Origin of the sequence: Microcoleus sp. Pol10D4 (assembly GCF_036701555.1) — a bacterium.
Taxonomy (GTDB): Bacteria; Cyanobacteriota; Cyanobacteriia; order Cyanobacteriales; family Microcoleaceae; genus Microcoleus.
This window is the reverse complement of sequence record NZ_JAUBRA010000022.1, coordinates 1-22304: the sequence shown is the minus strand read 5'-3', so window position 1 is coordinate 22304 and position 22304 is coordinate 1. Positions and strand designations below refer to the sequence as shown.

Genomic DNA, 22304 nt, shown 5'->3' with positions numbered 1-22304 from the left:
ATGAACGACGAAATTTTTGAGAAAATTGAATTCGATCGCGACGCTGAAGCAAAGGAAACTAATATTACTGGAGATGAAACCATGAACTCTGAAATGTTTGATGAAATTGAATCATATGATGGCGAAGAAACAGAAGCACCTGTGCTTTCAGACACTCTTTACGTTCCTCTTGCAAATAAGAGTCTGAAAGAAATTACCCTAGCTTTTACCGTGCCAGATAATATCGAGCCCGTAATAGTCAAAGGCTTGACGTTAGCTTGGACGCAAACTGCTTTGCACGAGCTTTCAGCCATCCAAAAAGCTACTGCTAAGGGCGATTCAGCTAGTAAAAATCTCCCTTATTGCTCGCTGCTAGGTTTGTTAGAATTGGGAATTGACAGCGCAGCACGGATTCAGTCGAATGTAGGTTTGAGTAAGTCTCATTTGAATTCCAAAATCGAAAAATCTCCCGAACCATTTGCTTACTTAAATAGCGAAAAAATAAAAGAGACCCAGAAAAATTTACGTCCAATTCTCAATGATTGGATAACCAATTTTATCAAACCTTTTGCTAAAAAAATAGATGGACTCTCAGAAGTTATCGACCGTTTGGAAGATTTGCACGATCGAAATGAGTTGTTAACAATTACGCCGTTGGAGTCTCAAGTTTTACCTTGGAAATGGTCAGCAACAACAGGAACAACTCAGGCAACAAAGACTTATGATTATTGCGTGTTAGTCGATTATGTAGCTCGCGCGATCGCGGGAAAAGAGATTTTTCAGGGGCTAGGAAAAATGAAGCGGGTTATCTCTAGCGGCGCGCGTCTCACAACTGGAACGGCAGAATTGATTACCGATCCCATTACTTTACCAAAACATACGGGAAAATTCAGTCTGGTGGTATCCTTAGAAGTGGCAACTTATCCTTCTTTGCATCAGCCTTTATTGAAGATAGATGTTTCCAAACGCCGCTGGTTAAGTGACTTAAAACCCGCACAATATAACTCAGCAAATATTAGCGGCTTTGTCTTTTCTCAAGAGTACAGCGATCGCACCTTTCGCTACACGGTGCTTTCTCAATCCGAAAAACAGGATAAAAATCCACAGAACAAAAAGAAAAATTGGTTTTGGGCGATCGATAAGAATTTTGAAGCATTGCGCGGCAAGCTCAAACTCCCGATGAAAATATCTGATAATCAAAACATTGGTTCTCAGATTGCATTGGGGAAAGCTTCAACGGATAGCTGCCAAATAGTGCTAACTTACCGCAACGGATTGCAAGAAGGGAAACATGGGATTAAGGTAGGCGTACCGGAGATTGATAAATTAGAAGCTTTTGAAAAGATTGCCGAAATTCTCCAGCCTATTGGCTTTCAACCTTTTGATAGTTACTCGGAAGTGGAATTTAAGAAGGGTGAAGCTCACAATTTAAAAAAGAATCAAGCTGCTTCACGCATGATTAATCTTCCTACTCTGTTAGGTGCGGCTTTAGAAATTATCGAAAAAAACGACTGTTCTGATTTTACTCCCAAATACCTAAAAAGCTTTAAGGACGATGAGTTAAATAGCTTGCTGAATAAACACCTCGATTTTAGGTTAGAGAATATTTACCAAGGTAGAAAAGCCCTTGAATTGGTGTGTCAGGTAAAAGAACTCCAAGCTTTAATTCAGGCTAACCAAGAAGCTATGCGTCGGCTATATCCTAACGAAAAACTGTTGCTTGTTGTCTTTTACGAAGAACAATGTCAAACCGAATTAAAAATGCTGCAAGCTATGATTCGCGTTCTCTGGGGTGATACGATCGAACTCATGGCTAATCGTTTGCCAGCAAAGACTCACGGGCCCAAAGAGTCATTGCCCGGTGCAAATTTGACAGCAAAAGAGCGATCTCGTCACCGCATAGAAGCCTGGGAGTCGATCGTCAAACAACTGGCTTTACGCAAACAGCGAACTTTTTGCGTCGTAATGGCGCGGGAATGGTATCCAGACAAGAAACATGATGATTCGGTGAATAAACCCTCCTCCCGTCAAGCACTGGCTAACATCGCTGGTTCTTGCGTGCAGTTTCTGCTACCGATTGAAACAACTAAGGAGAAACAACTTCTCAAACTAGATGATTTTTCCCATCGAGTGCAAGCTGCTCTAAAAGACTTACTTTCTGCTCATTCTGGCCGCATTGATGATGTCAAGGAAAAGGTTGACAAATGGCTCAAAGACACTCCTGTAGCAGCTAGACCAAAAGAAATTATCGGAATTACGATCGTCCGCAAACAGAAAGGTCGCGCTCGCGGTTTTATTGACAACACATTTTTGCCAGTTGCTATGCGCCTCAAGGTGGAAACAGGTGAATGCGAACTGTGCTGTGCCTATGAGAAGGGTAATAATTTACAAATCAGCCCTTGGAGCAAGTTTTCTGATGCGATCGCCTTTATTTCCCAAATCTCTCCCGTGAAACTGGCTGACAAACAAGAGGCGCGTCAACTTCGTTTCATGGAATTTGTCAAGCAGATAATTTCCAATTCTGTAGACGAGGGAAATAAACCATTAGTGATGATTGATTCTTCCAACTGCGCGCAACTTTGGCCTTGGCTCGCCGATGCCAGGATGAATGCAAATCAGATTAATTTTGAAACCAAGTCGGGAAGCCCCTTGTACGAACACATGGAGCAAGAATGGAAAGGCGCGCGGCTGATTCGGATTCGCCAAGACCTCGCCCCTGGAATTATCGATAAAAAAGTCCGATATTTAACAGAAACTTCTCTGGAAGATACGCGGACAAAAAAAGAACTGACTTCAACCCTTGAAATTCCTTCAGCCTCTAGTGTAAAGGGATTATTTCGACTAAGTGCAACTAATCAAACGGGTTGTGTTGCTTATCTATCTGTAAGAAATGAAAAACCAGGTAAATTACGCGGTCAAAGTTGCTATCGCTCAACACAAATTAATGTAGCTGCCAATAAAGCTGATGATTCTCAAGACAAACTTTTAAATAATGCTGATTTAAAAGTTGACGAAGCTGCCAAGAAAGGTGATGATTCTCAAGGCAAACTTTTAAATAAAGCTCAATTAAAAGTTGACCAAATCGCAAGCAAACCGCCGTTTTTGGGTCAGTGGACAACTCCCAATCCCCTTGAGATTGTTGTTACCTTGCGACAAGAAAATGACAATCCCGATCGCCTTGCTGCGCTTGTGGAATCTCTGCGCTATAGTTTCGGTCATTACAGCGACTGGTCGAGCTTACCGGCCACCCTGTTCTTCGAGCGAGTTGTGCGAGACTATATCAGCGAATTTGCAATTGAAGATGAGCAAATGGAGGCGGAACCAGAGTTAGAGGAATAATTCAGTCTAGGGTTGCTGTCCCTACTCGGTTGAGTGTTAGGGCGTTGCAGTCGGTAATTAACGGGCTTAACTTCAGGGCAATCGCCTCCAATGTCAATGGGGAGAGAGGATTTTTGCGCTTAGGAGTAAAAGATGAAGAAAGTGGAGCCAATCTAAAATCTCAAATCTCAAATCAAAAATATGCTGCGGGAGAGTGCAAAAATTGGTCGCTGTTTCTTATGCTGAGTAAGAAGGGGCTAGGGATCGATCGCACATGACAAATCACATGAATAAAGCTAAATCTATCAAAATTGCGGTGGTGGGGGACGTTCACGATCGCTGGGAACCTGAAGACGGCGAGGCCCTGAAGCATCTGGGCGTTGATTTGGTGCTGTTTGTGGGGGATTTTGGCAATGAGTCGGTGGAGGTGGTGCGGGCGATCGCCCAATTGGATATTCCGAAGGCAGCGGTGTTTGGGAACCACGACGCTTGGTACACGGCGACAGAATGGGGTCGGAGTCAGTGCCCTTACGATCGCACTCAAGAAAATTGGGTAAAACAGCAGTTAGATTTAATGGGAGAAGCTCACGTCGGTTACGGGAAACGGGATTTTCCCGAATTGGGCGTAACTGTGGTGGGAAGCCGCCCGTTTACTTGGGGGGGATCGGAGTGGAAGTACGGGGATTTTTACTCGGAGTGGTTTGGGGTAGAAAGTTTTGAGGAGTCGGCGCGGCGCATTGCAGCGGCTGCGGCGGAGGCTGATTGCGAAAATGTGATTTTTTTGGGTCACACGGGCCCGACGGGGTTAGGAGAGGCTCCTGAAGACCCCTGCGGGCGAGATTGGAAGCCGTTGGGAGGGGATTGGGGTGACCCAGATTTTGCGGAGGCGATCGATCGAACTCGTACCACAGGAAAGCACATACCGCTGGTAACTTTTGGTCATATGCACCACAAACTGCGGCACACGAAGCAGGAGTTGCGGAAGTCGCTGGAGGTGAGTGCGGAGGGTACAGTTTATTTGAATGCGGCCAGCGTACCGCGAATTGTAGAGAGAGAGTGCTCGAAACTGCGGAATTTCTCGATCGTCCTGCTCGAAAATGGAGCAGTGTCGGAAGTGTCTCTGGTATGGGTAGGCGAAGATTTCGCGGTAGAAAGAGAACAAATTCTTTATCGGCGCGCTGAATCTGCGGCTATTTGTAGTTAGAGACATTTGCTGGTATGATAAAATTTATGCGCCCGGAGAGGTGGCAGAGTGGTCGAATGCGCCTGACTTGAAATCAGGTGAACCGCAAGGTTCCGTGGGTTCAAATCCCACCCTCTCCGTTTAAAAATTCTCTTGTCCGTTAAGGGTTTCAGATTCTCTATCCCCTCAAGAGTTCCCTTTTGTGCTGATCTTTGGCTCACTCTTGGTATTTCGCAACAAAAAAACACCCCCGCAGGGGTGGTGTTGCTTACCAGGTAATTTTTCTAGCAAACTGAGTTAACTAAACCCTTCCTCATCCGCCGGGTCTCCGTAGGGGTCTTCGCTGGCCGGACTCACGTTGCCGAACATTCCAGCGTCCGCTACGTAGTCTGCGGGGTCGCCGTAGGGGTCTTCGCTGGCCGGAGTCAGGTTGCCGAACTGTCCGTAGTCGGTACCGGCGTAGTCTGCGGGGTCGCCGTAAGGGTCTTCGCTGGCTGGAGTCACATTGCCGAACTCTCCGTAGTCAGCCGGGTCGCCGTAGGGGTCTTCGCTGGCCGGACGCGGGTTGCCGAACTGTCCGGGATTTGAGGCATCTTCGTAATACCCGTTAGGATCGACTTGCTCGCTGTCTGGCCCGACGATCGCATCTTTTAACTTCCGCAAAAATCCGTCTACCATGATAAAGTTCCTCTTTTTTATGTGTTGAAAAACGACTGTTTTAGATTGGGAATCCCAGATTTAATTGAAAGTCACGGAACCTGCAATCTAAAATCTCAAATGCTTAGACTACTGTGCCGGAACAGGACTTGTAGCTTCCGGCAAGCTAGTAAGGTCTCGACCGGTATTTTGGTTGTTGTACCCCTGGAATTCGCGGTAACGCGCTGCCTCGGACTCCGGAACTTTAATTCCTCCAGGCGGCGGCGTTACCCAGTGAGCGCGATTCTGGGCATCGCGGTAGTAAACGCGACCGTTTTTGGAAAGGTAATATTTTCCCTGCGGCCCCTGTTGTTGCTTGTTTTTGTGCTGGTTGTAGAGGTAGTAAAGGGCGGCTGCTCCTGCTAAAGTAATCCCTACTTTTTGAGCATTGCTCAGTCCTTTTCTCGCTTGGGGCGTTGGATTGGGGGCGCGATTAGTTTGCACTCCTCCAGCGCGAGTATCGTCAACAGGAGGCGGGGGAGCGTAAGTTCGCTCGTCAGAACCGCAAGCACTCACAAAGGGAAAGGTCAGCAGCGTTGTCAGCAGCAGAGCCATGAAGCGCGATCTTTTGGGTTCGGGTTTGATTGTGTTCATTACCGCTCCGAATTGTCGGGATTATAGGTAGGGTGTGTTCTGGCGAGGTTGAGGAACCTGAGCTGCTGCCAACCGTTTTTAGATTAAATTAATTGTCTCAAAGCAATTTTAACCAAAGTAGTTGCTGAGAACTTAACAGCGCAGGTACGGTATTGCGTTTGTATATTAATCATCCTCAAATCTCTCGAAGATTTGCTCATTCCAGGGATATAAATAAAGTTTCTTTTATTTCAGTCTGCAGGTATAGGCAAATGCGCGCCTTCTGGTAAGAATAAATTCCGTTTGTGGACTGCTCACAACAAAGTGAAGCAGACGGAGGGGGCAAGTCCGAAACTCAAAGCAGCACTGGCGAGGGAAAGGAGGCGGGATTTATAAGTCCGGCGGTGTTTAATTGCGCCAGACTGCTTGTGGGAGATGCCTGCAATTTTAGTGTGGGAATTCTGGAGAGGTCGATCGCACTATTATTGTAGAATTATCTTAACAGCCAGAGAAAGCCGCCGCAGCTTTTCGGATATTTATGAAATTAAATAATTTAGTTAGTGCAGGATTGTCGCTACTTTCAACCTTGAGGCTAATGAAAAAGAAGCAAATATGGATTTTAATGTCACCGCTGTTCCAGAACAGAATAACCTAGAAAATGCAGTAGTTGGTTTTAATATGAAAGCAACGGATCGAGGAGCGACAATGCGTTTAAACCTCATGGGATGCGCTGACTTCTCGAATGCTAGCTTGCAAGAAGCTAAAATGCCAGATGGCACAATTCATCCTTAATTGCAGCAAATACAGCAATCTGCTGTCTCATCATTTGTCAACTTCTTTTCATTCTTTCTGCTCTCTCTTGTCTCTTTCTCTGCGTCCTCTGTGGCCTCTGTGGTTCCTAAGAAAACCGCCGCCAGAAAAACAGGCAGCGGTTTTTTAATAAATTAACTGCACGCCTAAAATTAGTGAGCAGAACCGTTACCGTGATACTTGTCAGTATCGTAGAATCCGTTTTTTGTACCGAAGAACAGACAGCAAACGGTGAAAACTGCTGTCAAGACTGCTAAAACTAACTTAACGTCCATAATTTACCTGCTGTTGTTGAGTGAGTGCAAATACTCAGATTGTAGAATCTTTTTGGCTGGCGCGGCCATCTACCAGCGTAGCGCCAGATTTGCTGGGCTGTACTTTGGTGCGGCAGTTTCCTGACGGCGAGACGATTCGGGGAATTATTGTCGAAACCGAAGCTTACGGCCCGGGAGATCCCGCTTGTCACGCTTACCGAAAGCGAACTCCTCGCAATGAGGTGATGTTCGGGCCTCCGGGTATGAGCTACGTTTACTTAATCTACGGGATGTATCACTGTTTTAACGTGGTGACGGATGCAGAGGGAGTTGCTAGTGGTGTGCTGATTCGAGCTTTGCAGGTAGATGTGGTTCCCAAAGAATTCGCTGCAATTCCTGAGAAGAAACGATCGCGCCTCGCCGCCGGGCCTGGCAAACTGTGTAAGGTACTGCAGATCGATCGAACTTTAAGCGGTTTTCCCTTGGGTGCAGACCAACCGCTGCGGTTGGAACACCGGAGCGATCACTTTCAGCAAGCTGTGGAGGAGGGTACAATAAATTTTGTGCAAACTACGCGGATCGGGATTTCTCAAGGAATGGATTTGCCTTGGCGCTGGTATGTAGGGAACTCTACGGCTGTGTCACAACTCTAGTAATGTCAAAGGTATCAGTGTAAATTTTGTCGCTTATCTTAGTGAAATTATGGCTTACTCTTCTGAAAATCCGATCGTACAACTCAAAAAATGCCTAAGCCTGGTTCAGGATGTTAACAGTCACACCGAAGCCAACCGGGCTTTCGAGCAATTGTGTGGGATTATCGATGCTGAAAACCCAATGGCGGCGCAACTTTTGGAGATGCTGTGGGAAGAAGCAATTATGGCGAGGCGATCGGCTTTATTTTGGCAGCAAATGAGCGATGTTGAGAAAGATATGGCTAATAGAATGATGGAAAATATGACGCAAATGCGGCAAAACTATTTGCGGTTGATGCAGGAAATGTAGACAGTAATTGATAAATTCGTGTTTGTAGTGAGGACTCTAGTCCAATGGCACTGAAAAAGTCTCAATCACCTAGCCTGTTTACTTTTTAAGATAGAGCGAGGTTCCTGCATTCGAGGATACGGCTTCGGTCTGCATTTCAAAACTCGCTTGTTCGGAACGATCGGGTCGCATCGTGAGTAAATTAGTTGCCACCTGTTCCAACAGCAATTGATGCCATTGTCGCTGTTGGCGTTTTCCTGTAGTTGCCAACAGCGTCAAGAACTGATTAAACTGCTGCCGAGTCGATTGGAATGAGAGTTGAAAAGCGGTATCTTCTGACGAAGATACCGCTTGCCACATTATGGTACGCAATAAAGTGTAAGCCAATAAGTGTGTCCAGATATCTTTTCTTACCATTGCCGGAGTTTTAGCTGTTAACATCTCCATTTTTAATGTTGTTTTGAGATAGCGTAAATTGACTTCAGCGGCTAACCAGCGAAGTCCATATAGCCGAGTTAATTGTTGAACATTGTATTGTTTGGCATCCATCAATGTTGTGACTACAATAATACGTTCCTCTCGAAAGCCACGGCGTTGAATACGCTCTTCAGACTTCCCGAACGATGAAATGAGAGGGCAATGCCTCAAATTCCTCATTAGTCATGTGTTTCGGACACTGTTGAGGCTTATCCCAGACAACTTGATGGTCGCCAATTCCCAACTTCTTTCCCCGCCCTTAAGTCCGTCTTACGGAGATGATTTTTCCGAAAAACAGCGTTCGCTCCCTGCTGTTTTACCAAAACTAAATCGACATAATTACCATAAGCTCGATCCGCTAAGATTACATCGTTGGGGAGTAAATTTGCATAAAGCAAACGGCTCATCACAATCTCACTCGTCGCCAACGAAGCAATACCAGCCGATACCACTGCTCCTGTCAGCAGTGAAAACAGCACTACCATTTTCGCGATCGTCCATCCACACCCAGTTTTTTGATTGCTGTGTTGCGGATACTCGGCTTGATTGGCGGCAGTATCACTCATTAACACCGTTGTCCCATCTAGTACCCGCACCCGCAATCCACACCATTGTTTTTCTGTTGGAACTTGCTTTTCTAGAGCTTCTGCGACTATAGGTACTAACTGTTGGACGAGTCTTTCGGGTAGTCGTTGACGAGCTTTACTGTAAGCCCCTGTGTCTGAGGAAGGAGGATTGACTCCGGCTACACTCAGCCAGGTACTCATCCGCTTCACTGCTTGACGCTTGACTTTTGTCTGGATCTAGTACCTGCGATACCATCGCCCATAAGGTCACTATCGGTGTGTAGACACTGCTGTAATACCTCACGTTCTCGTTGGCCAACAGCTCAAGGACTTGAGAGTCTGGTAGCAGTTCTCTCCAGGGTAAGGCGACACTCTGTAAAAATTGTTGCTTGAGAATGGACGCACGATTTGGCATACTAGAGGGAGATATTTTGGTTTGTAAGGCAATTATCTATGTAGATATTGCCTTACAGATTTTTTTTTGCTCACTTTTTCAGTGCCATTGGACTCTAGTCCTCTCTTTATCAATAAAGTTTTCTAGATGTAGGGTGCGTCAACGCTGATATTTGAGGAAGCTCAAACAGTTGGTTTCCGGGGCACCCTACAATAAATTCTGCTACTTCATTAAAGCAGCGCCACGGTTGTAAAGTTCGCGCGCGTAATCAGTCCAAGTTCCCTGTCCCCAATAGCGGAAACAGCTTGTTTGCACCAACAAATTGTAAAGCAAAGCTTGCTGGTATTCAAACTGCTTGGTAACGGCGGCATCTTGCTGCACCAGCGGGTCGTATTTTTTGTGAAATGCAGCGCTGAGTAGATTCATCGGTTCCAAGACATTTTCGTAGCCTTTCACCCAACTCAAATCATTAGTCCAAGAAGCACCATCCATGTGAAAATTGTGGTCTGTTTGCTTGAGTTGGGCGATCGCACTTTCCACTTTTTCCGGCGTCGCACTATCTGGCTCGACTAGGTGCCAGATTTTGTGCTGGTTAACCCCCTGGCAAACAGGATAATCATCAGGATTAACCCCCGCCGCTTCAATTATCTCCAAATATTCAGTGCCGTTTAAACCAACAACACCGGATTTCCCCCCGCCTTGTTCGCGGTTTTCGTGCCAAGCTTTGACAAAGGCGCTGGGAAATTCATTCATCATCACACCGCCATTTTCGCCGTCGGCAATTTGAGTAACTAAAGAAGGAACTGTGACATTGCCAATTTGCTGTTTATTGCATCCTTTTGCTTCGTAATAAGGCTGCATTTGTCCAACCAATTTCGTGTCAGAACCTTGGGTTTTAATCAAAGCAGTAATACTGATTGTTTCGCCGCGAGAATTGCGGGCAACTAAACGGTTGGGAATATATTTTTGGTCTTGCGACAATCCCGAACCGTCTGGATTTTCTACAGAATGTTCCTGCACCATCAGCCAGCGATAGCCGCATTCTTTCAAAGCTTTGATGTATTCGTAAAGTGTATCAGGGTGATTTGGAAAGTGCATTTCTGGGGGTGAAAAACCTTTGACGCGCTTGAGGGCATCTATGCCAAAAATGGCTGCAAAATGATGTTGCCATGCTTGAATTTGGAGTTTGATGTCGGGGATGGGAGTTGAGGGAATGACGGCGTGACTCCACATTGTCCCCAGCCATTCTACGTGAGGTTGATATTGAGGATCGCAGGTAATCCGCTTGAGATTATCAAAGATATCGTCGCGTCCCATTTGGCGCAATCCCCACAATAAGTTGCCCGAATAGTCGAGCATAATTCGCGGGTTGCAGCCTTCAGCAATCAGTTGTGGGATGAATTCTCCCATGCGGGAATAGCACCAAGCAAAGACTGCGGCGTTGTGGTTATCTCCTTGGTTGGGATGTTCAAACATATGCTGGAGATTGCAGATCAGTTCGCCGTTTGCACCGGCAGGAATTGTGGGTTGGTGCATATGCAGGGCGCAGGCGAATCCGGCTTGAATGTTTTCCAGGCGCAGATTTGTGGTAGGTAGAAAGATTGGTTTGTTGCTATTGGCTGCGGCATTAATTTCTGCTTCGGAGCCGCAAATATTGGGTAATCCTGAGTTGATTTCTTGTAAAATGGGTAAATTGGGAGATTGTGCGATCGCAGGCATAAATTTTTCTCAACAATTGTGGAGGGGCGCTGTCTGCTATTGCTAAGATAGCTAGATACTTTAACAGTAGCAGAGTATCTCTGCAAAAGATAAATTTCACAAGATAAGTCCGGGAGTACGGAAGCTCCTAATCTTGGGTAAAATGTTTAACACATTTCACGTAAATAGGCTAGGTAAATTATGAAATACGAAATCAAGGTTTTGGAACCGACTGATTTGTGGTACATCCAAAATAACATCAATCCTGAAACCAATAAATTTTACCATCCCACTAAAAATATTCCGTTGGTTCAGCAAGCGGAAATTAACTTGAATAATTCGGGAGTGATAATTCAAAAAGGTGCGCTGCATTGGTGTATGGGAAAATTGACTTCCGGTGTTTATAAAACGGATAACCGTTTAAAAGATATGTGGGTATCTTTAACAACGGAAATGGATTACAACGCTCCCGTATATCAAGGGACTGGTACGGTGAAACTGGAACCGAGACAAAAAGGGCATTTCCTGCATTATATGCCGATCGCTCTGTCGGATGGGGAGCAGTGGGAATTTGATGATGGTGTATTTCAGTTTTGTTCGGACAATGTAGTTATCGGTGCTAAAAAACTGAAATTCCGACAAGTGGCTGCTTCTAATGACGGTAGGTGGAGAATTGCTGTTACAGCTTTGCGCGAGCAACAAGCTACTGTTGTAGCTGCTACAAATTCACCGGCTAAGATTGTCGAACTAAAACAAGGTGAAACTTTGATAGCTGATTGCGATTTAGTAAAAGGATTTACCAAGGGGATTGAAGAAGATTATCGAAAATTAGGTCATTTTGGCAAAGGCGGTGGAGAGGGTTATGTTTGGTATTATCAGGGGAAAGGTAAATTATTAGTATGTGAAAATGATGCTATGGGTTTGGGTTGAGTTATTGACAGCGACAGGAGATGCGATCGCTCAAAAGGAATGGATTTGACCAATTAGTTTGATTTTGGCAAAATCTGGAAACACAGGCGAGCGATTACACTTGGGCACATCAGGGACACGGCAGTGCCGTGTCCGTACCTGTATTTTAAGCAACAGTCCGATCGCCCAAATCGATCTCAACATTCGCTAGCTGCGCGTATCTCCCTGTATTCCCAATGGCCTACTTGCTTATTTGCCGAGAAATCATATACTTTGTCAAGTTAAGAAAATATTTTTTTGATTCATCCAGGAGCGAGAAAAAAAAATGTACATAGTACAAATTGCCTCGGAGTGCGCCCCCGTCATCAAAGCAGGAGGTTTGGGCGACGTAGTTTACGGTTTGAGTCGGGAGTTAGAGAATTCCGGCCACTGCGTCGAGGTTATTCTACCCAAGTACGACTGCATGAGGTATGACCACATTTGGGGACTTCACGAGGCCTACCGGGATCTGGCTGTGCCCTGGTACGGCGGCGAAATCCTCTGTGATGTCTTGTGCGGCTGGGTGCACGGGCAGTTGTGTTTTTTCATCGAACCTCGCTCTCAAGATAACTTTTTTAATCGCGGCTGTTATTACGGGTGCAATGATGACAATATGCGGTTTGCATTTTTCAGCAAAGCCGCTTTGGAATTTTTGCTCAGAAGCAACAAGCGTCCCGATGTGATTCACTGTCATGATTGGCAAACTGGTTTGGTTCCAGTCCTGCTGTTTGAAATTTACAAATACAATTGGATGGAATATCAGCGAGTCTGTTATACCATTCACAATTTCAAACATCAAGGCATGGGAGGTAGCGATATTTTGCAAGCAACGGGTTTGCACAGACCGGATTATTATTTTGAGTACGATCGCCTGCGAGATAACTTTAACCCTTTTGCTATCAACTTTATGAAAGGCGGCATTGTTTACTCGAACTTTGTCACCACAGTTTCGCCGCACCACGCTTGGGAAGCTCACCTCGGCGAGTTTGGCTACGGTTTGGGCCACACTTTGCATTTGTATCAAGAGAAGTTTCGCGGGGTGCTCAACGGCATCGATTACGATGTGTGGAATCCAGAGACCGATGGCTACATTCCGCACCACTACACTAAGGAAGATTTGGCAGGAAAAGCCAAAACTAAAAAAGCTTTGCGCGATCGGCTGTTACTGCGCGATGCTGACAAGCCTATTATTACCTTTATCGGTCGTTTGGACGACCAAAAAGGTGTTCATCTCGTCCACCATGCAATTTATTACTCTCTGAGTAAGGGAGCGCAATTCGTACTTTTGGGTTCCGCGACGGAAGCTGGAATTAACGCGCATTTCCAGCATGAAAGACAGTTTTTAAATGATAATCCAGACTGCCATTTAGAATTAGGTTTTAATGAGGAACTGTCGCACTTAATTTACGCGGGTGGGGATATGATTGTGGTTCCCAGTAATTACGAACCCTGCGGGCTGACTCAGATGATCGGGTTGAGGTATGGTACTGTTCCAGTGGTGCGGGGAGTTGGCGGTTTGGTGAATACTGTGTTCGATCGAGATTACGACACCCGCCACCTCCCGGAAGAACGCAACGGTTACGTGTTTTACCAAACCGACTACTCGGCTTTAGAGTCGGCGCTCGATCGGGCGATCGGATTGTGGTATGACTATCATGATGAATTTGAAAAACTCATGCTTCAAGGCATGAATTGTGACAATTCGTGGAACTATCCAGCTAAAGACTATGTGGAAATTTACGAGCTAATTAGACACAAATAATCCGTAGGATGCCAGTGTGCAACTTACTAACTGTAGGGTGTGCACTGCTAGCCAGGGTCTTGGTGGCTGTTGAGTCTGGTCGAGAATTCGGGTAGTTGATACATGGCGGTGACGCGAATCGCTTGGGAGATGGCTGTTGCTTTTTTTTGAGGGCGCGAGGTTTTTTAAGGAATCTTTTTAAATTTACCTATGGGCTAAATCTAATAAAACCTCTGGAGGTTGTTGTCGCTCGCAATTAGTAAAAGCACTGTCTGCCCTCAAACAGCAGACAGTCAGAAACCTACAGGGGATAGGGCTGGGGAGTTTTGGGAGATGCCTATTGCAAACAAGTGTTGTGATACTTAGTCAGCAAAAATCTGTGTCATAAATTCAGTCCTGGACGCATCAAAACCTTCATAAGCAAATAAATTTTTTGGCGTTGCATAATAACGCCATTATTTTGATTTTTTTGTGGGATGGGCCCAGGAGCCCGAAGGCGTGTATTTTCAGACCAGGCCGGACACCCTACAATAATCATCTTCAAATTGTGTAAAGCCCATTTTTTACCTAATCTGCGGGCTACCACAAAGTTTTTTCGTGAAAAAACTACCGGTGGAGCGAAGTCGAGACCGGATTTCTCGGCACCAGTGCGTCAGCCCTAAAATAGTTACGCTTTTGATCATCAAATAAGAATTACTTGCATTAATATAGTAAAGCAATGACTATAGATGGCTGTAGATAGACCATCATGTCAATTACCAGATGAAAAAATCTATCATTATAGAACAATGAGCATTTCTCGGCGTATTTTTCTTGCCAGCGGTACAGCAATGGCTGTCGTGGCAGTGGGCGAACTAAGCAAAAAAGCCCCTGTCGCAGCCCAAACCGGCACTCTCAACCTTTATTCAGCACGTCACTACGACACTGATAATGAGTTGTACCAAAGCTTCACCAAAAAAACTGGGATCAAGGTTAACCTCGTTGAAGCCGATGCTGACCAACTAATTGAACGGATCAGAAGTGAAGGTGCAAATAGCCCCGCTGATGTTTTCCTCACGGTTGACGGTGGGCGTTTGTGGCGGGCAAAACAAGCCGGTATCCTGCAACCTGTTTCTTCAAAAGTGCTGACATCGGCAATTCCAGCAAGTTTGCGAGACCCTCAAGGTTTCTGGTTTGGTCTATCGCGCCGGGCACGGGTGATTGTTTATAACAAAAGCAAGGTGAATCCTGCCCAATTGTCAACCTATGAGGCGCTGACAGAACCTCGGTGGAAAGGCAAAGTTTTAGTGCGATCGTCAACTAATATCTATAATCAGTCTCTGGTTGGGGCTATGTTAGCTGCTCATGGAGCTCAAAAAACAGAAGCTTGGGCACGAGGATTGGTGGCTAATTTTGCGCGTCCTCCAGAGGGAAATGATACGGCGCAAATCAAGGCGGTTGCTGATGGGGTAGGCGATATTGCCCTTGTTAATACCTATTATGTCGCTCGCTTAATGAAATCGAAAGATCCAGCAGAACAGGCGATCGCAGCGAAAGTAGGTGTATTTTTCCCGAACCAGCGCGATCGCGGTACCCACGTCAATATTAGTGGTGCCGGTGTAGTCAAAACCTCCCGTAACAAAGCAGCCGCGATCAAATTCTTAGAACACCTAGTCACTCCCGAAGCGCAACAAATTTTTGCCAGGAGTAATTACGAATACCCTGTGGTTTCAAATGTGGCGATCGATCCTGCAGTTGCCAGTTTTGGTACATTCAAATCTGACCCTCTTAACCCTGATGTGTATGGCAAAAATAACCCCGAAGCTTTAAAGATTTCCGATCGCGCCGGATGGAAATAGAGGCTTTTTGAACAAGAAGCTACTCTTTGTGATTCGGCGGTTGAAACCGCCGAATCCAATCCACTTTAATTTTTAATTTTACCATCCGGCATTATAGCGCCTTTCAGGTTTGCCCCTGTCAGGTTTGCCCCCGTCAAATCAGCACTATTTAAGTCAGTTTCACTTAAATCGGCATTACTAAGATTGGCATTATTCAGTTTTGCCCCTCGCAAAAAAGCCCCCTTGAGATTTGCATTACTCAAATCAGCATTTGTGAGATCAGCAGCAGATAAACCTGCTTTTTCCAGAGAAGCACCTTTTAAATTTGCACCTTTGAGATTGACGCTATCGAGTAAGGCTTCATTAAGTTTGGCCTTTTCTAGCATCGCCCCTTCCAACTTAGCACCATTGAGATTAGCGCTTGTTAAATCAATGTCACTTAACTTGGTATCAGTCAGATCACATCCTGGACATTGCTTAGTTTTTTGTAATGTTTCGAGGGGACCAGCCGCCTGTTTTTGGCATCCAAAGGTGACAAAAACAGTAAGTAGTAATAAGAAGATTGTGCCAGTAGTGCGGGTAAACATTGGTAAATTTTTATTAATCATCTGGATTTGTAAAGGGATAATGTTAACCTTTAACTGTTAACCGTTAAATCTGTTGAAGACTTGCGCGATCGCGCAATTTTCCAACTTAATAAAATAACAGGTAACATCCCCACTAAAACAATTGCCAATGCTGGGCCAGAAGCTTCAGCCAATCGCTCATCTGAGGCAAGTTGATAAGTTCGCACAGCCAAGGTATCAAAGTTAAACGGTCTAATAATTATAGTAGCAGGTAACTCTTTCATTACATCAACGAATACTAACATCATGGCAGTTAGCAAACCTCCCGTCATCATTGGTGTATGAACTGTAACTAAAGTTTGCATCGGGCTATAACCCAAACTTCTCGCCGCATCATCTAAATTAGGCTTAATTTTGCTCAAACTTGACTCTACCGCATTTAAAGAAACAGCTAGGAAGCGAACTATATAGGCAAATACCAAAGCTGCGATCGTACCACTTAACAACAAGCCTGTAGAAATTCCCCAGTTTTCACGCATCCAACTATCAAATAGATTGTCAAATTTTCCAATGGGAACCATAATTCCAACTGCAATCACAGAACCAGGTACAGCATAGCCCATTGCCGCAACTCTAGTTCCTAACTGCACTCCTAAATTAGGATATAAGCGTAAGCCATAAGCCATAATCAAGGCAATAACTACGGCTAAAATTGCTGTCAGTGTTGCCAAAATTAAACTATGACGCGCAAATATCCAAAAGCGTTCATCTAATGTTAGTTGCCAATTCGCTAAGGTCAACTTGACTAAAAGACCCGCTGGCAATAAAAAACCAAAAAATAGCGGCATCAAACAAGCCATTACCGCTAAAATCTCCCTAACTCCTTTAAGTTGATAAGTTTGCAGTTTGCGATAGCGACTGCTAGCTTGATAATATTTAGTCCGACTGCGAGACCAGCGTTCTAGTAAAATCAAACCCAGAACAAATAATAATAGCAGCGTCGCTAATTGATTGGCTGCAATTCGTTCTCCCATACCAAACCAAGTCCGATAAATACCTGTGGTAAAAGTATCAACTCCAAAATACTGAACAGTTCCATAATCGTTGAGAGTTTCCATCAAAGCCAGTGCTAAACCTGCAACAATTGCAGGTCTTGCCATTGGTAAGGCAACTGTAATAAAACTCCGCCAAGGACTACAGCCCAGTATTCTACTAGCTTCTAGCGTACAAGTTGATTGCTCTAAAAATGCAACTCTTGTTAATAGGTAGACGTAGGGATATAAAACTAAGATTAGCATTAAGATTGCTCCAGGGAGCGATCGCACGTTAGGAAACCAATAGTCTCCATAACTCCAGCCAAAAATATAACGCAAAGCAGTTTGAACTGGGCCGGAAAATTCTAAAAAGTCTGTATAAGTATAAGCTAGCACATAAGCTGGGGCCGCTAAGGGTAACAGTAATGCCCATTCAAATACGCGACTGGCCCGAAAGCGGCACATTGTTACTAGCCATGCACATCCTACGCCAATCACGACAACACCAAAGCCTACGCCGATCATTAACAATAAAGAGTTGACGATATAACGGGTTAAAACTGTATCGGTTAAATGTTGCCATGTATCTTTAGCTTCAAAAAAGATACTGGATAAGACACTGAAAACTGGTATGGCGATCGGCAATGCTAAAGCGATAATTGCCACAGTCCACCCACTAGCGAATAGACCGCGTAAGGTCGATCGCCATTCTATTGTCCTGATTCCTGCTTGCTGTAGTGATTGTTTGGAATTTTTCATCGCTAGTAAAAAGTCTAGCTTGCTAGTTTATCAGTAGGTGTAAACATTTGTCAAGTCTTTCTGACAATTTATCTCACTAAACTGGTTTATTGTAGAATAGTAAGTTGTTGATTATTTATAGCAATAATGGTTCGACCTATAATTCTGCATTTGGATGGTGTAACAAAACAGTATGCCCAAGCAGCATCACCGGCGGTGGCATCTGTCACCCTGACCTTACATCAGGGAGATATCCTGGGGTTGTTGGGGCCATCCGGTTGTGGGAAGACAACGTTGTTGCGGTTAATTGCTGGTTTTGAACAGCTACAAGCAGGGACGATCGCTCTAGCAGGAAAAACTGTAGCGAGTGTTAATATGTCAATGCCGCCGGAACAGCGAGACATTGGTATGGTGTTTCAAGACTATGCACTCTTCCCCCATTTGACAGTCGCGAAAAATGTAGCTTTTGGCTTGACGCATCAAGGAAAAGAGTCAAAGCATAATATTCAGAAAGGTGTCACCGAAGCATTAGCGTTGGTGGGATTAGAAGGATTGGAAAACCGTTATCCCCATGAATTATCGGGGGGTCAGCAACAGCGAGTAGCCTTGGCCCGTGCTTTAGCCCCTAGACCTGCGATTATTTTACTAGATGAACCGTTGAGTAATTTAGATGTACAAGTACGGCTAAGATTGCGTCAAGAAGTCCGCGAGATTCTCAAAGCAACGGGAACCTCTGGTGTATTTGTCACCCACGATCGCGAAGAAGCACTTTCGATTTCAGATTGGGTAGCGGTGATGCGTCAAGGCGAATTAGAACAGTTTGGCACTCCAGAGGAAGTTTATCAAGAACCAGCATCTCGATTTGTGGCTGAGTTTGTGACGCAAGCTAATTTTGTGTCTGCATCGCTAAAGCAGGATTTTTGGGAAACAGAAGTAGGTTGTTTTGCTGTTAAAGAAGATTCATTTGTAAAAGTTCCTTGTGATGTTTCTACTGAAGGAGAATTGATGATCCGGCAGGAAGACTTGAGTTTATACTTAGATGAAGATTCGGCTGTTGTGGTTTGCGATCGCCAATTTTTAGGCAGAGAAAATCGTTATTGTTTAAAAACACCTTCGGGTGAAAAGTTATATGCACTCACAACCACAGGAAATGTTTTTCCCATTGGTTCTAAAGTTCGGTTATCTTGTGGTGATAATTCTCCCTTAGCTTTCTTTGTTGGTAAGCCGAAGCCATAGCTAATGGCTAATTGCTAATTGGGAATTGGGAAAAAATCCTCCCCCTCTTCCCATCTCCCAGTTTCCCCCTCTTCCTTCTTCCCTCTTCCTTCTTCCTTATACTGTCTGATAGGTTTTCTGTCTATCGCTGTTGTCAGGGAAGGGGGTAGTCACGATATGCTCTGCTTTTATACCCGCTGCAATCAGCGCTTGGCTTAGACCTTCCTCGAAGTTATCTTCTTCAATTACAACTTGATTATCGACTAAACGAGCATGAAACAGAATCGTGTCAATCCAGCGCTGTTTATCCCAGCCTGTAGCCAGAATCAGAAAGTGACCCGAATCGACATCACAGACGGGGTAAAGCTGGATCGCCTGTAAACGCGGTTGGGCGCGAGTTGCTTCTTGCAGAGTTTTTTTGAGGATGTCTGCATAGCTTAGTGAGTTATCCATTGGAGAATCACCTCTTGACTTGGTTCGTAAACTAATAAGTTAATTTTATTTCGCTGGACGGCTAACTGAAAAATCGGTTTTTGAAAGTGTTTAATGTAGATGGCTTGGCTCACAGCTAAAAACAACTGACGCTCCGGTTCTTGGCCTTCCAATGCCCATTGGAAAAGCCTACGCAGACATCGTTTTTTCCGGTTCGCTGATGACTGATGGTGAATCGAACTCGGACGCATCTCATAGTTGCAAATCTATACGAAATAATCAGGTTTTCAGCCGTAATCTCCTTTTTTTTGAGTTGATATTGACATGAAATAAAATATCTGGTAAATTTTAGAATAAATTAGGCTAAGCATTATGAATAATAGACCCAAAATACCAGCAGCTTTGGAAAGAGAAGTGAAGATGGAATCGGGACACAGATGCGCTATTACTACATGCAAACAAACACCTGTGGATATACACCATATCGTTCCTTGGGAAACTTGCCAAAAACACGAATTTGATAACCTTAGAGCCCTGTGTCCTAACTGTCATAGAAAAGCGCACGACGGTGACATAGACAGAAAATCAATCAAGATGTACAAGCATAATCTTTCTATCGTAAACAGCAGGTATGGTGATTACGAGCGTAGGATTTTACAGGATTTTGTTGATAATTCTGATGATCGATTCATTGACCTTCCATATGACAAAAATACAGATATTCTATTGATGTTTTTGATTCGAGATAAACTACTACTTCCTCTACCTGACAAAAGACCAATTAGAATGTCAGCAAGAGGTAGAGAAAGGATGTGGTACGAATTAACGGAAGAAGGACAACAGTTTATTTCTAAATGGAAAGTTGCAGAAGACATTGAATAAACAGATAAGGTTCGTTGACGCAACCCAACTTTCCCGCAACGGAACGGTGAAGCGTCTTCCTGCTGTTCCTTTGCTGCCAACGCCAACCACGCCAATGGTAGAAAATCATGATTATAGATAGAAGTTGAAGAATGAAGAGATTAGAAATTTTTACGCTCGCTAGTTGCATGGTTATTCATGCTGTAACTGGAGCAGTAGCTAGGCCAGTTGAGAGAAAAGTAGTAAATTGTGAGTCAACAGTTCAAGGTATCTGGCTTAAGCCCGGACGCTATGAACTTCTCCTAGAGACGGCTGGTGGAGCTGGTGCGACTTACAATAATTTCTACACTTTTGCTTCTGATCGAATTAGTAGAGATAAGCTTATTGCAAAAATAGCATTCACATTCTATTTTTCAGGCGGACGAGGGGTAGAGAATAACTTCGTTGAATGGGCTAATGGTCAAAAGGAAGGAGTTAAATATAAGGCTCTTAATTCTAGCTTTTATAAATTTGAGTACAGTTTTGAGAAGGGTGGATATCTTCGTTGCATTAATGTAAGTCGAGACTGAAATTAAAACCGTCTCAACAATCTGCCGACTCCCCAAAACCTTCATCATTCAACTTTCCGCAACCTGAACCGCGAAACCTCATCTTTCTTTGCCATCGCCGCGATCGCTTTTTCCAAAAGGGGAATCGCATCCCGTTGGGTTTGCTCTTCTGCGCGATCGCCAATATGCCGCCAACCCCGTCAGCAACCAATTCCCCTCGCTATCCCACCAGTCTCACCATTGCTGAGTCTGATTTTGGTAACTGCCTTCCCATAGGGCCAAGTTTAGTTCCATAAGTTCGATCGGCTAGTGAAGGAAACAATATTACAAAATAAAAGCCTTTCATCCCCAGACTAAAGTCACCGGGATGAAAGGCTTTTGCAAGTTTTGACCAGCCTTCAATCTTGTTGTTTTGACAGATTTAAGCTAATTTTATTCAAAGGAAAGTATGTTAATTTTCGGACTTCTGTCCTTGAGCTTCTGGCACAGAAACTTCTGAATCCGGCTGATTCAGAGCCATTTCTAGAGATTTTGTAATCTCGACTGGTTCGGGAGTACGCTTAGAAAATCCCCAGACAAACATCAAGACGATACTGGAAATCAGCAGCCATTGCGGAGGAACTAAATCTGGATTAATTACTTTCACTAACAACCGCATTCCCACGAACCCAACTGTGATGTAACCAGCACTTTCTAGGTGAACGAATTCATCCAGCCAGCGGATGAACAACCCGGCCATGAATCGCAGGGCAATAATTCCAATAGTAGCGCCTGTTACGACGATAAAAGTGTCGTCAGAAACAGCTATCGCAGTAGTAACGCTATCCAAAGAAAACGCTAAATCCGTAAAAGCAATCATGGGAATTGCTTGCCACACAGTGGCAAATCTGGCCCCATGATGTTCTCCTTCAGAGTCTGTATCTGAAGTAAAATGTTGGAAAACAAGCCACAGCAGGTAAAGAGCACCCAGCAGCTCAAACTGCCAGTATTGGATCACCCAAGTAGCCGTTAAAATTAGTAAGATCCGCAGTACAAAAGCAATGATCAAACCCAAGTTGAGAGCCTTTTGCTGTTCCTTGGCATCTTCTAAACCTTTAGAAATAGAGGCCAGGGCGATCGCGTTGTCAGCCGAAAGTACAGCCTCCAAAGCCACCAAAACCAACAATAATAAAAAGCCGTCAACTCCAAAATTGGGTGAAGCGTCGAGAAATTGATCTAGCATTAACTATTTTGTGCACCTAAGATTGGCAAGGGTCGAGCGCAGCGCAAATTACCCGCTCTGTCTAACATTAGTGTCACCTTCACGTGAACTACCAGACGCTGACCACTTCATTGGTACAGCGCTGGCTTCCTGATTCAACGGGGCGGCGCGTCCAACAAAACCGAAGTTTTGCCAGATCGACTTACATCCCCTCCACAGGCAGAAGCGCTAGTTCCTAACGCCAAAATCCGCAAGGCTTCATTTCTAATGTTGA

At 44.6% G+C, this 22304-nt stretch carries 21 protein-coding genes, 1 tRNA gene and 2 pseudogenes; 13 read left to right on the top strand and 11 right to left on the bottom strand.

Annotation, left to right across the window (positions count from 1 at the left end):
* The 3 genes from QUA36_RS13445 (at position 1) to QUA36_RS13435 (ending at position 4620) form a co-directional block, all read left to right on the top strand.
* Positions 1 to 3318, top strand: coding sequence for an RNaseH domain-containing protein (locus QUA36_RS13445; RefSeq protein WP_333457971.1), 3318 nt, complete (start codon positions 1 to 3; stop codon positions 3316 to 3318).
* 265 nt (positions 3319 to 3583) lie between these two features.
* Positions 3584 to 4501 carry a TIGR04168 family protein gene (locus QUA36_RS13440; protein ID WP_333457969.1) on the top strand — a complete coding sequence of 306 codons (918 nt, stop codon included), beginning with the start codon at positions 3584 to 3586 and terminating at the stop codon, positions 4499 to 4501.
* A gap of 34 nt (positions 4502 to 4535) precedes the next feature.
* Positions 4536 to 4620, top strand: a tRNA-Ser gene (locus QUA36_RS13435).
* 157 nt (positions 4621 to 4777) lie between these two features.
* Here the strand turns inward: QUA36_RS13435 and QUA36_RS13430 are convergent.
* Positions 4778 to 5158 carry a translation initiation factor gene (locus QUA36_RS13430; RefSeq protein WP_333168052.1) on the bottom strand — a complete coding sequence of 127 codons (381 nt, stop codon included), beginning with the start codon at positions 5156 to 5158 and terminating at the stop codon, positions 4778 to 4780.
* A gap of 108 nt (positions 5159 to 5266) precedes the next feature.
* Positions 5267 to 5770 (bottom strand): hypothetical protein, encoded by a 504-nt coding sequence (locus QUA36_RS13425; protein WP_333457967.1) that lies wholly within the window; start codon positions 5768 to 5770, stop codon positions 5267 to 5269.
* Positions 5771 to 6054: 284 nt separating this feature from the next.
* Between QUA36_RS13425 and QUA36_RS13420 the strand changes: the two genes are divergently transcribed.
* Positions 6055 to 6240 (top strand): hypothetical protein, encoded by a 186-nt coding sequence (locus tag QUA36_RS13420; protein ID WP_333457687.1) that lies wholly within the window; start codon positions 6055 to 6057, stop codon positions 6238 to 6240.
* 121 nt (positions 6241 to 6361) lie between these two features.
* Positions 6362 to 6541, top strand: a complete 180-nt coding sequence (locus tag QUA36_RS13415; protein WP_333457685.1) for a hypothetical protein — start codon at positions 6362 to 6364, stop codon at positions 6539 to 6541.
* Positions 6542 to 6711: 170 nt separating this feature from the next.
* Here the strand turns inward: QUA36_RS13415 and QUA36_RS13410 are convergent, their stop codons facing one another.
* The gene (locus QUA36_RS13410) at positions 6712 to 6834 is read right to left on the bottom strand and encodes a hypothetical protein (protein WP_006633228.1); all 123 of its coding nucleotides are present in this window, start codon (positions 6832 to 6834) and stop codon (positions 6712 to 6714) included.
* Positions 6835 to 6854: 20 nt separating this feature from the next.
* On the opposite strand from QUA36_RS13410, the gene QUA36_RS13405 reads away from it, so the two are divergent.
* Together QUA36_RS13405 and QUA36_RS13400 are read left to right on the top strand one after the other, a co-directional pair.
* The gene (locus QUA36_RS13405; RefSeq protein ID WP_333457965.1) at positions 6855 to 7466 is read left to right on the top strand and encodes a DNA-3-methyladenine glycosylase; all 612 of its coding nucleotides are present in this window, start codon (positions 6855 to 6857) and stop codon (positions 7464 to 7466) included.
* Between the two features lie 49 nt (positions 7467 to 7515).
* On the top strand, positions 7516 to 7815 hold the full coding sequence (locus tag QUA36_RS13400) for a hypothetical protein (protein ID WP_172191033.1): 300 nt from the start codon (positions 7516 to 7518) through the stop codon (positions 7813 to 7815).
* Between the two features lie 65 nt (positions 7816 to 7880).
* Here QUA36_RS13400 and QUA36_RS13395 read toward each other — a convergent pair.
* Positions 7881 to 9252: pseudogene (locus QUA36_RS13395) on the bottom strand (IS4 family transposase).
* Between the two features lie 201 nt (positions 9253 to 9453).
* Positions 9454 to 10950: a glycosyl hydrolase family 57 gene (locus QUA36_RS13390; RefSeq protein ID WP_333457963.1), complete on the bottom strand. Its 1497-nt coding sequence runs from the start codon at positions 10948 to 10950 to the stop codon at positions 9454 to 9456.
* 180 nt (positions 10951 to 11130) lie between these two features.
* Here QUA36_RS13390 and QUA36_RS13385 point away from each other — a divergent pair, with 180 nt between their 5' ends.
* From QUA36_RS13385 to QUA36_RS13375, 3 genes are all read left to right on the top strand, one after another.
* Positions 11131 to 11859 carry an AIM24 family protein gene (locus tag QUA36_RS13385; protein ID WP_333457961.1) on the top strand — a complete coding sequence of 243 codons (729 nt, stop codon included), beginning with the start codon at positions 11131 to 11133 and terminating at the stop codon, positions 11857 to 11859.
* A 304-nt stretch (positions 11860 to 12163) separates the two neighbouring features.
* Positions 12164 to 13639 (top strand): glycogen synthase GlgA, encoded by a 1476-nt coding sequence (glgA, locus tag QUA36_RS13380; protein WP_333168507.1) that lies wholly within the window; start codon positions 12164 to 12166, stop codon positions 13637 to 13639.
* Positions 13640 to 14406: 767 nt separating this feature from the next.
* The gene (locus QUA36_RS13375) at positions 14407 to 15456 is read left to right on the top strand and encodes a Fe(3+) ABC transporter substrate-binding protein (RefSeq protein WP_333457959.1); all 1050 of its coding nucleotides are present in this window, start codon (positions 14407 to 14409) and stop codon (positions 15454 to 15456) included.
* A gap of 65 nt (positions 15457 to 15521) precedes the next feature.
* Here QUA36_RS13375 and QUA36_RS13370 read toward each other — a convergent pair whose 3' ends face one another.
* The gene (locus QUA36_RS13370; RefSeq protein WP_333457957.1) at positions 15522 to 16043 is read right to left on the bottom strand and encodes a pentapeptide repeat-containing protein; all 522 of its coding nucleotides are present in this window, start codon (positions 16041 to 16043) and stop codon (positions 15522 to 15524) included.
* A 29-nt stretch (positions 16044 to 16072) separates the two neighbouring features.
* The gene (locus QUA36_RS13365; RefSeq protein WP_333457956.1) at positions 16073 to 17794 is read right to left on the bottom strand and encodes an iron ABC transporter permease; all 1722 of its coding nucleotides are present in this window, start codon (positions 17792 to 17794) and stop codon (positions 16073 to 16075) included.
* A gap of 126 nt (positions 17795 to 17920) precedes the next feature.
* Between QUA36_RS13365 and QUA36_RS13360 the strand changes: the two genes are divergently transcribed.
* The gene (locus QUA36_RS13360) at positions 17921 to 19009 is read left to right on the top strand and encodes an ABC transporter ATP-binding protein (RefSeq protein WP_333457954.1); all 1089 of its coding nucleotides are present in this window, start codon (positions 17921 to 17923) and stop codon (positions 19007 to 19009) included.
* A 96-nt stretch (positions 19010 to 19105) separates the two neighbouring features.
* Here the strand turns inward: QUA36_RS13360 and QUA36_RS13355 are convergent, their stop codons facing one another.
* Both QUA36_RS13355 and QUA36_RS13350 read right to left on the bottom strand, forming a co-directional pair.
* Positions 19106 to 19441, bottom strand: coding sequence for an element excision factor XisI family protein (locus tag QUA36_RS13355; protein WP_333457953.1), 336 nt, complete (start codon positions 19439 to 19441; stop codon positions 19106 to 19108).
* Complete coding sequence (locus QUA36_RS13350; protein ID WP_333457952.1) at positions 19426 to 19593, bottom strand: element excision factor XisH family protein; 168 nt, start codon at positions 19591 to 19593, stop codon at positions 19426 to 19428. The genes QUA36_RS13355 and QUA36_RS13350 overlap by 16 nt, the downstream gene beginning before the upstream one ends.
* Positions 19594 to 19792: 199 nt before the next feature.
* Here QUA36_RS13350 and QUA36_RS13345 point away from each other — a divergent pair, with 199 nt between their 5' ends.
* Positions 19793 to 20302: an HNH endonuclease signature motif containing protein gene (locus QUA36_RS13345; protein WP_333457950.1), complete on the top strand. Its 510-nt coding sequence runs from the start codon at positions 19793 to 19795 to the stop codon at positions 20300 to 20302.
* A 131-nt stretch (positions 20303 to 20433) separates the two neighbouring features.
* Positions 20434 to 20850 carry a hypothetical protein gene (locus tag QUA36_RS13340; protein WP_333339595.1) on the top strand — a complete coding sequence of 139 codons (417 nt, stop codon included), beginning with the start codon at positions 20434 to 20436 and terminating at the stop codon, positions 20848 to 20850.
* A 113-nt stretch (positions 20851 to 20963) separates the two neighbouring features.
* Here the strand turns inward: QUA36_RS13340 and QUA36_RS13335 are convergent.
* Both QUA36_RS13335 and QUA36_RS13330 read right to left on the bottom strand, forming a co-directional pair.
* A pseudogene (locus QUA36_RS13335) lies at positions 20964 to 21135 on the bottom strand (Uma2 family endonuclease); the annotation flags it as partial.
* Between the two features lie 145 nt (positions 21136 to 21280).
* Positions 21281 to 22051 carry a TerC family protein gene (locus tag QUA36_RS13330; protein ID WP_333168514.1) on the bottom strand — a complete coding sequence of 257 codons (771 nt, stop codon included), beginning with the start codon at positions 22049 to 22051 and terminating at the stop codon, positions 21281 to 21283.
* Between the last annotated feature and the right edge of the window lie 253 nt (positions 22052 to 22304).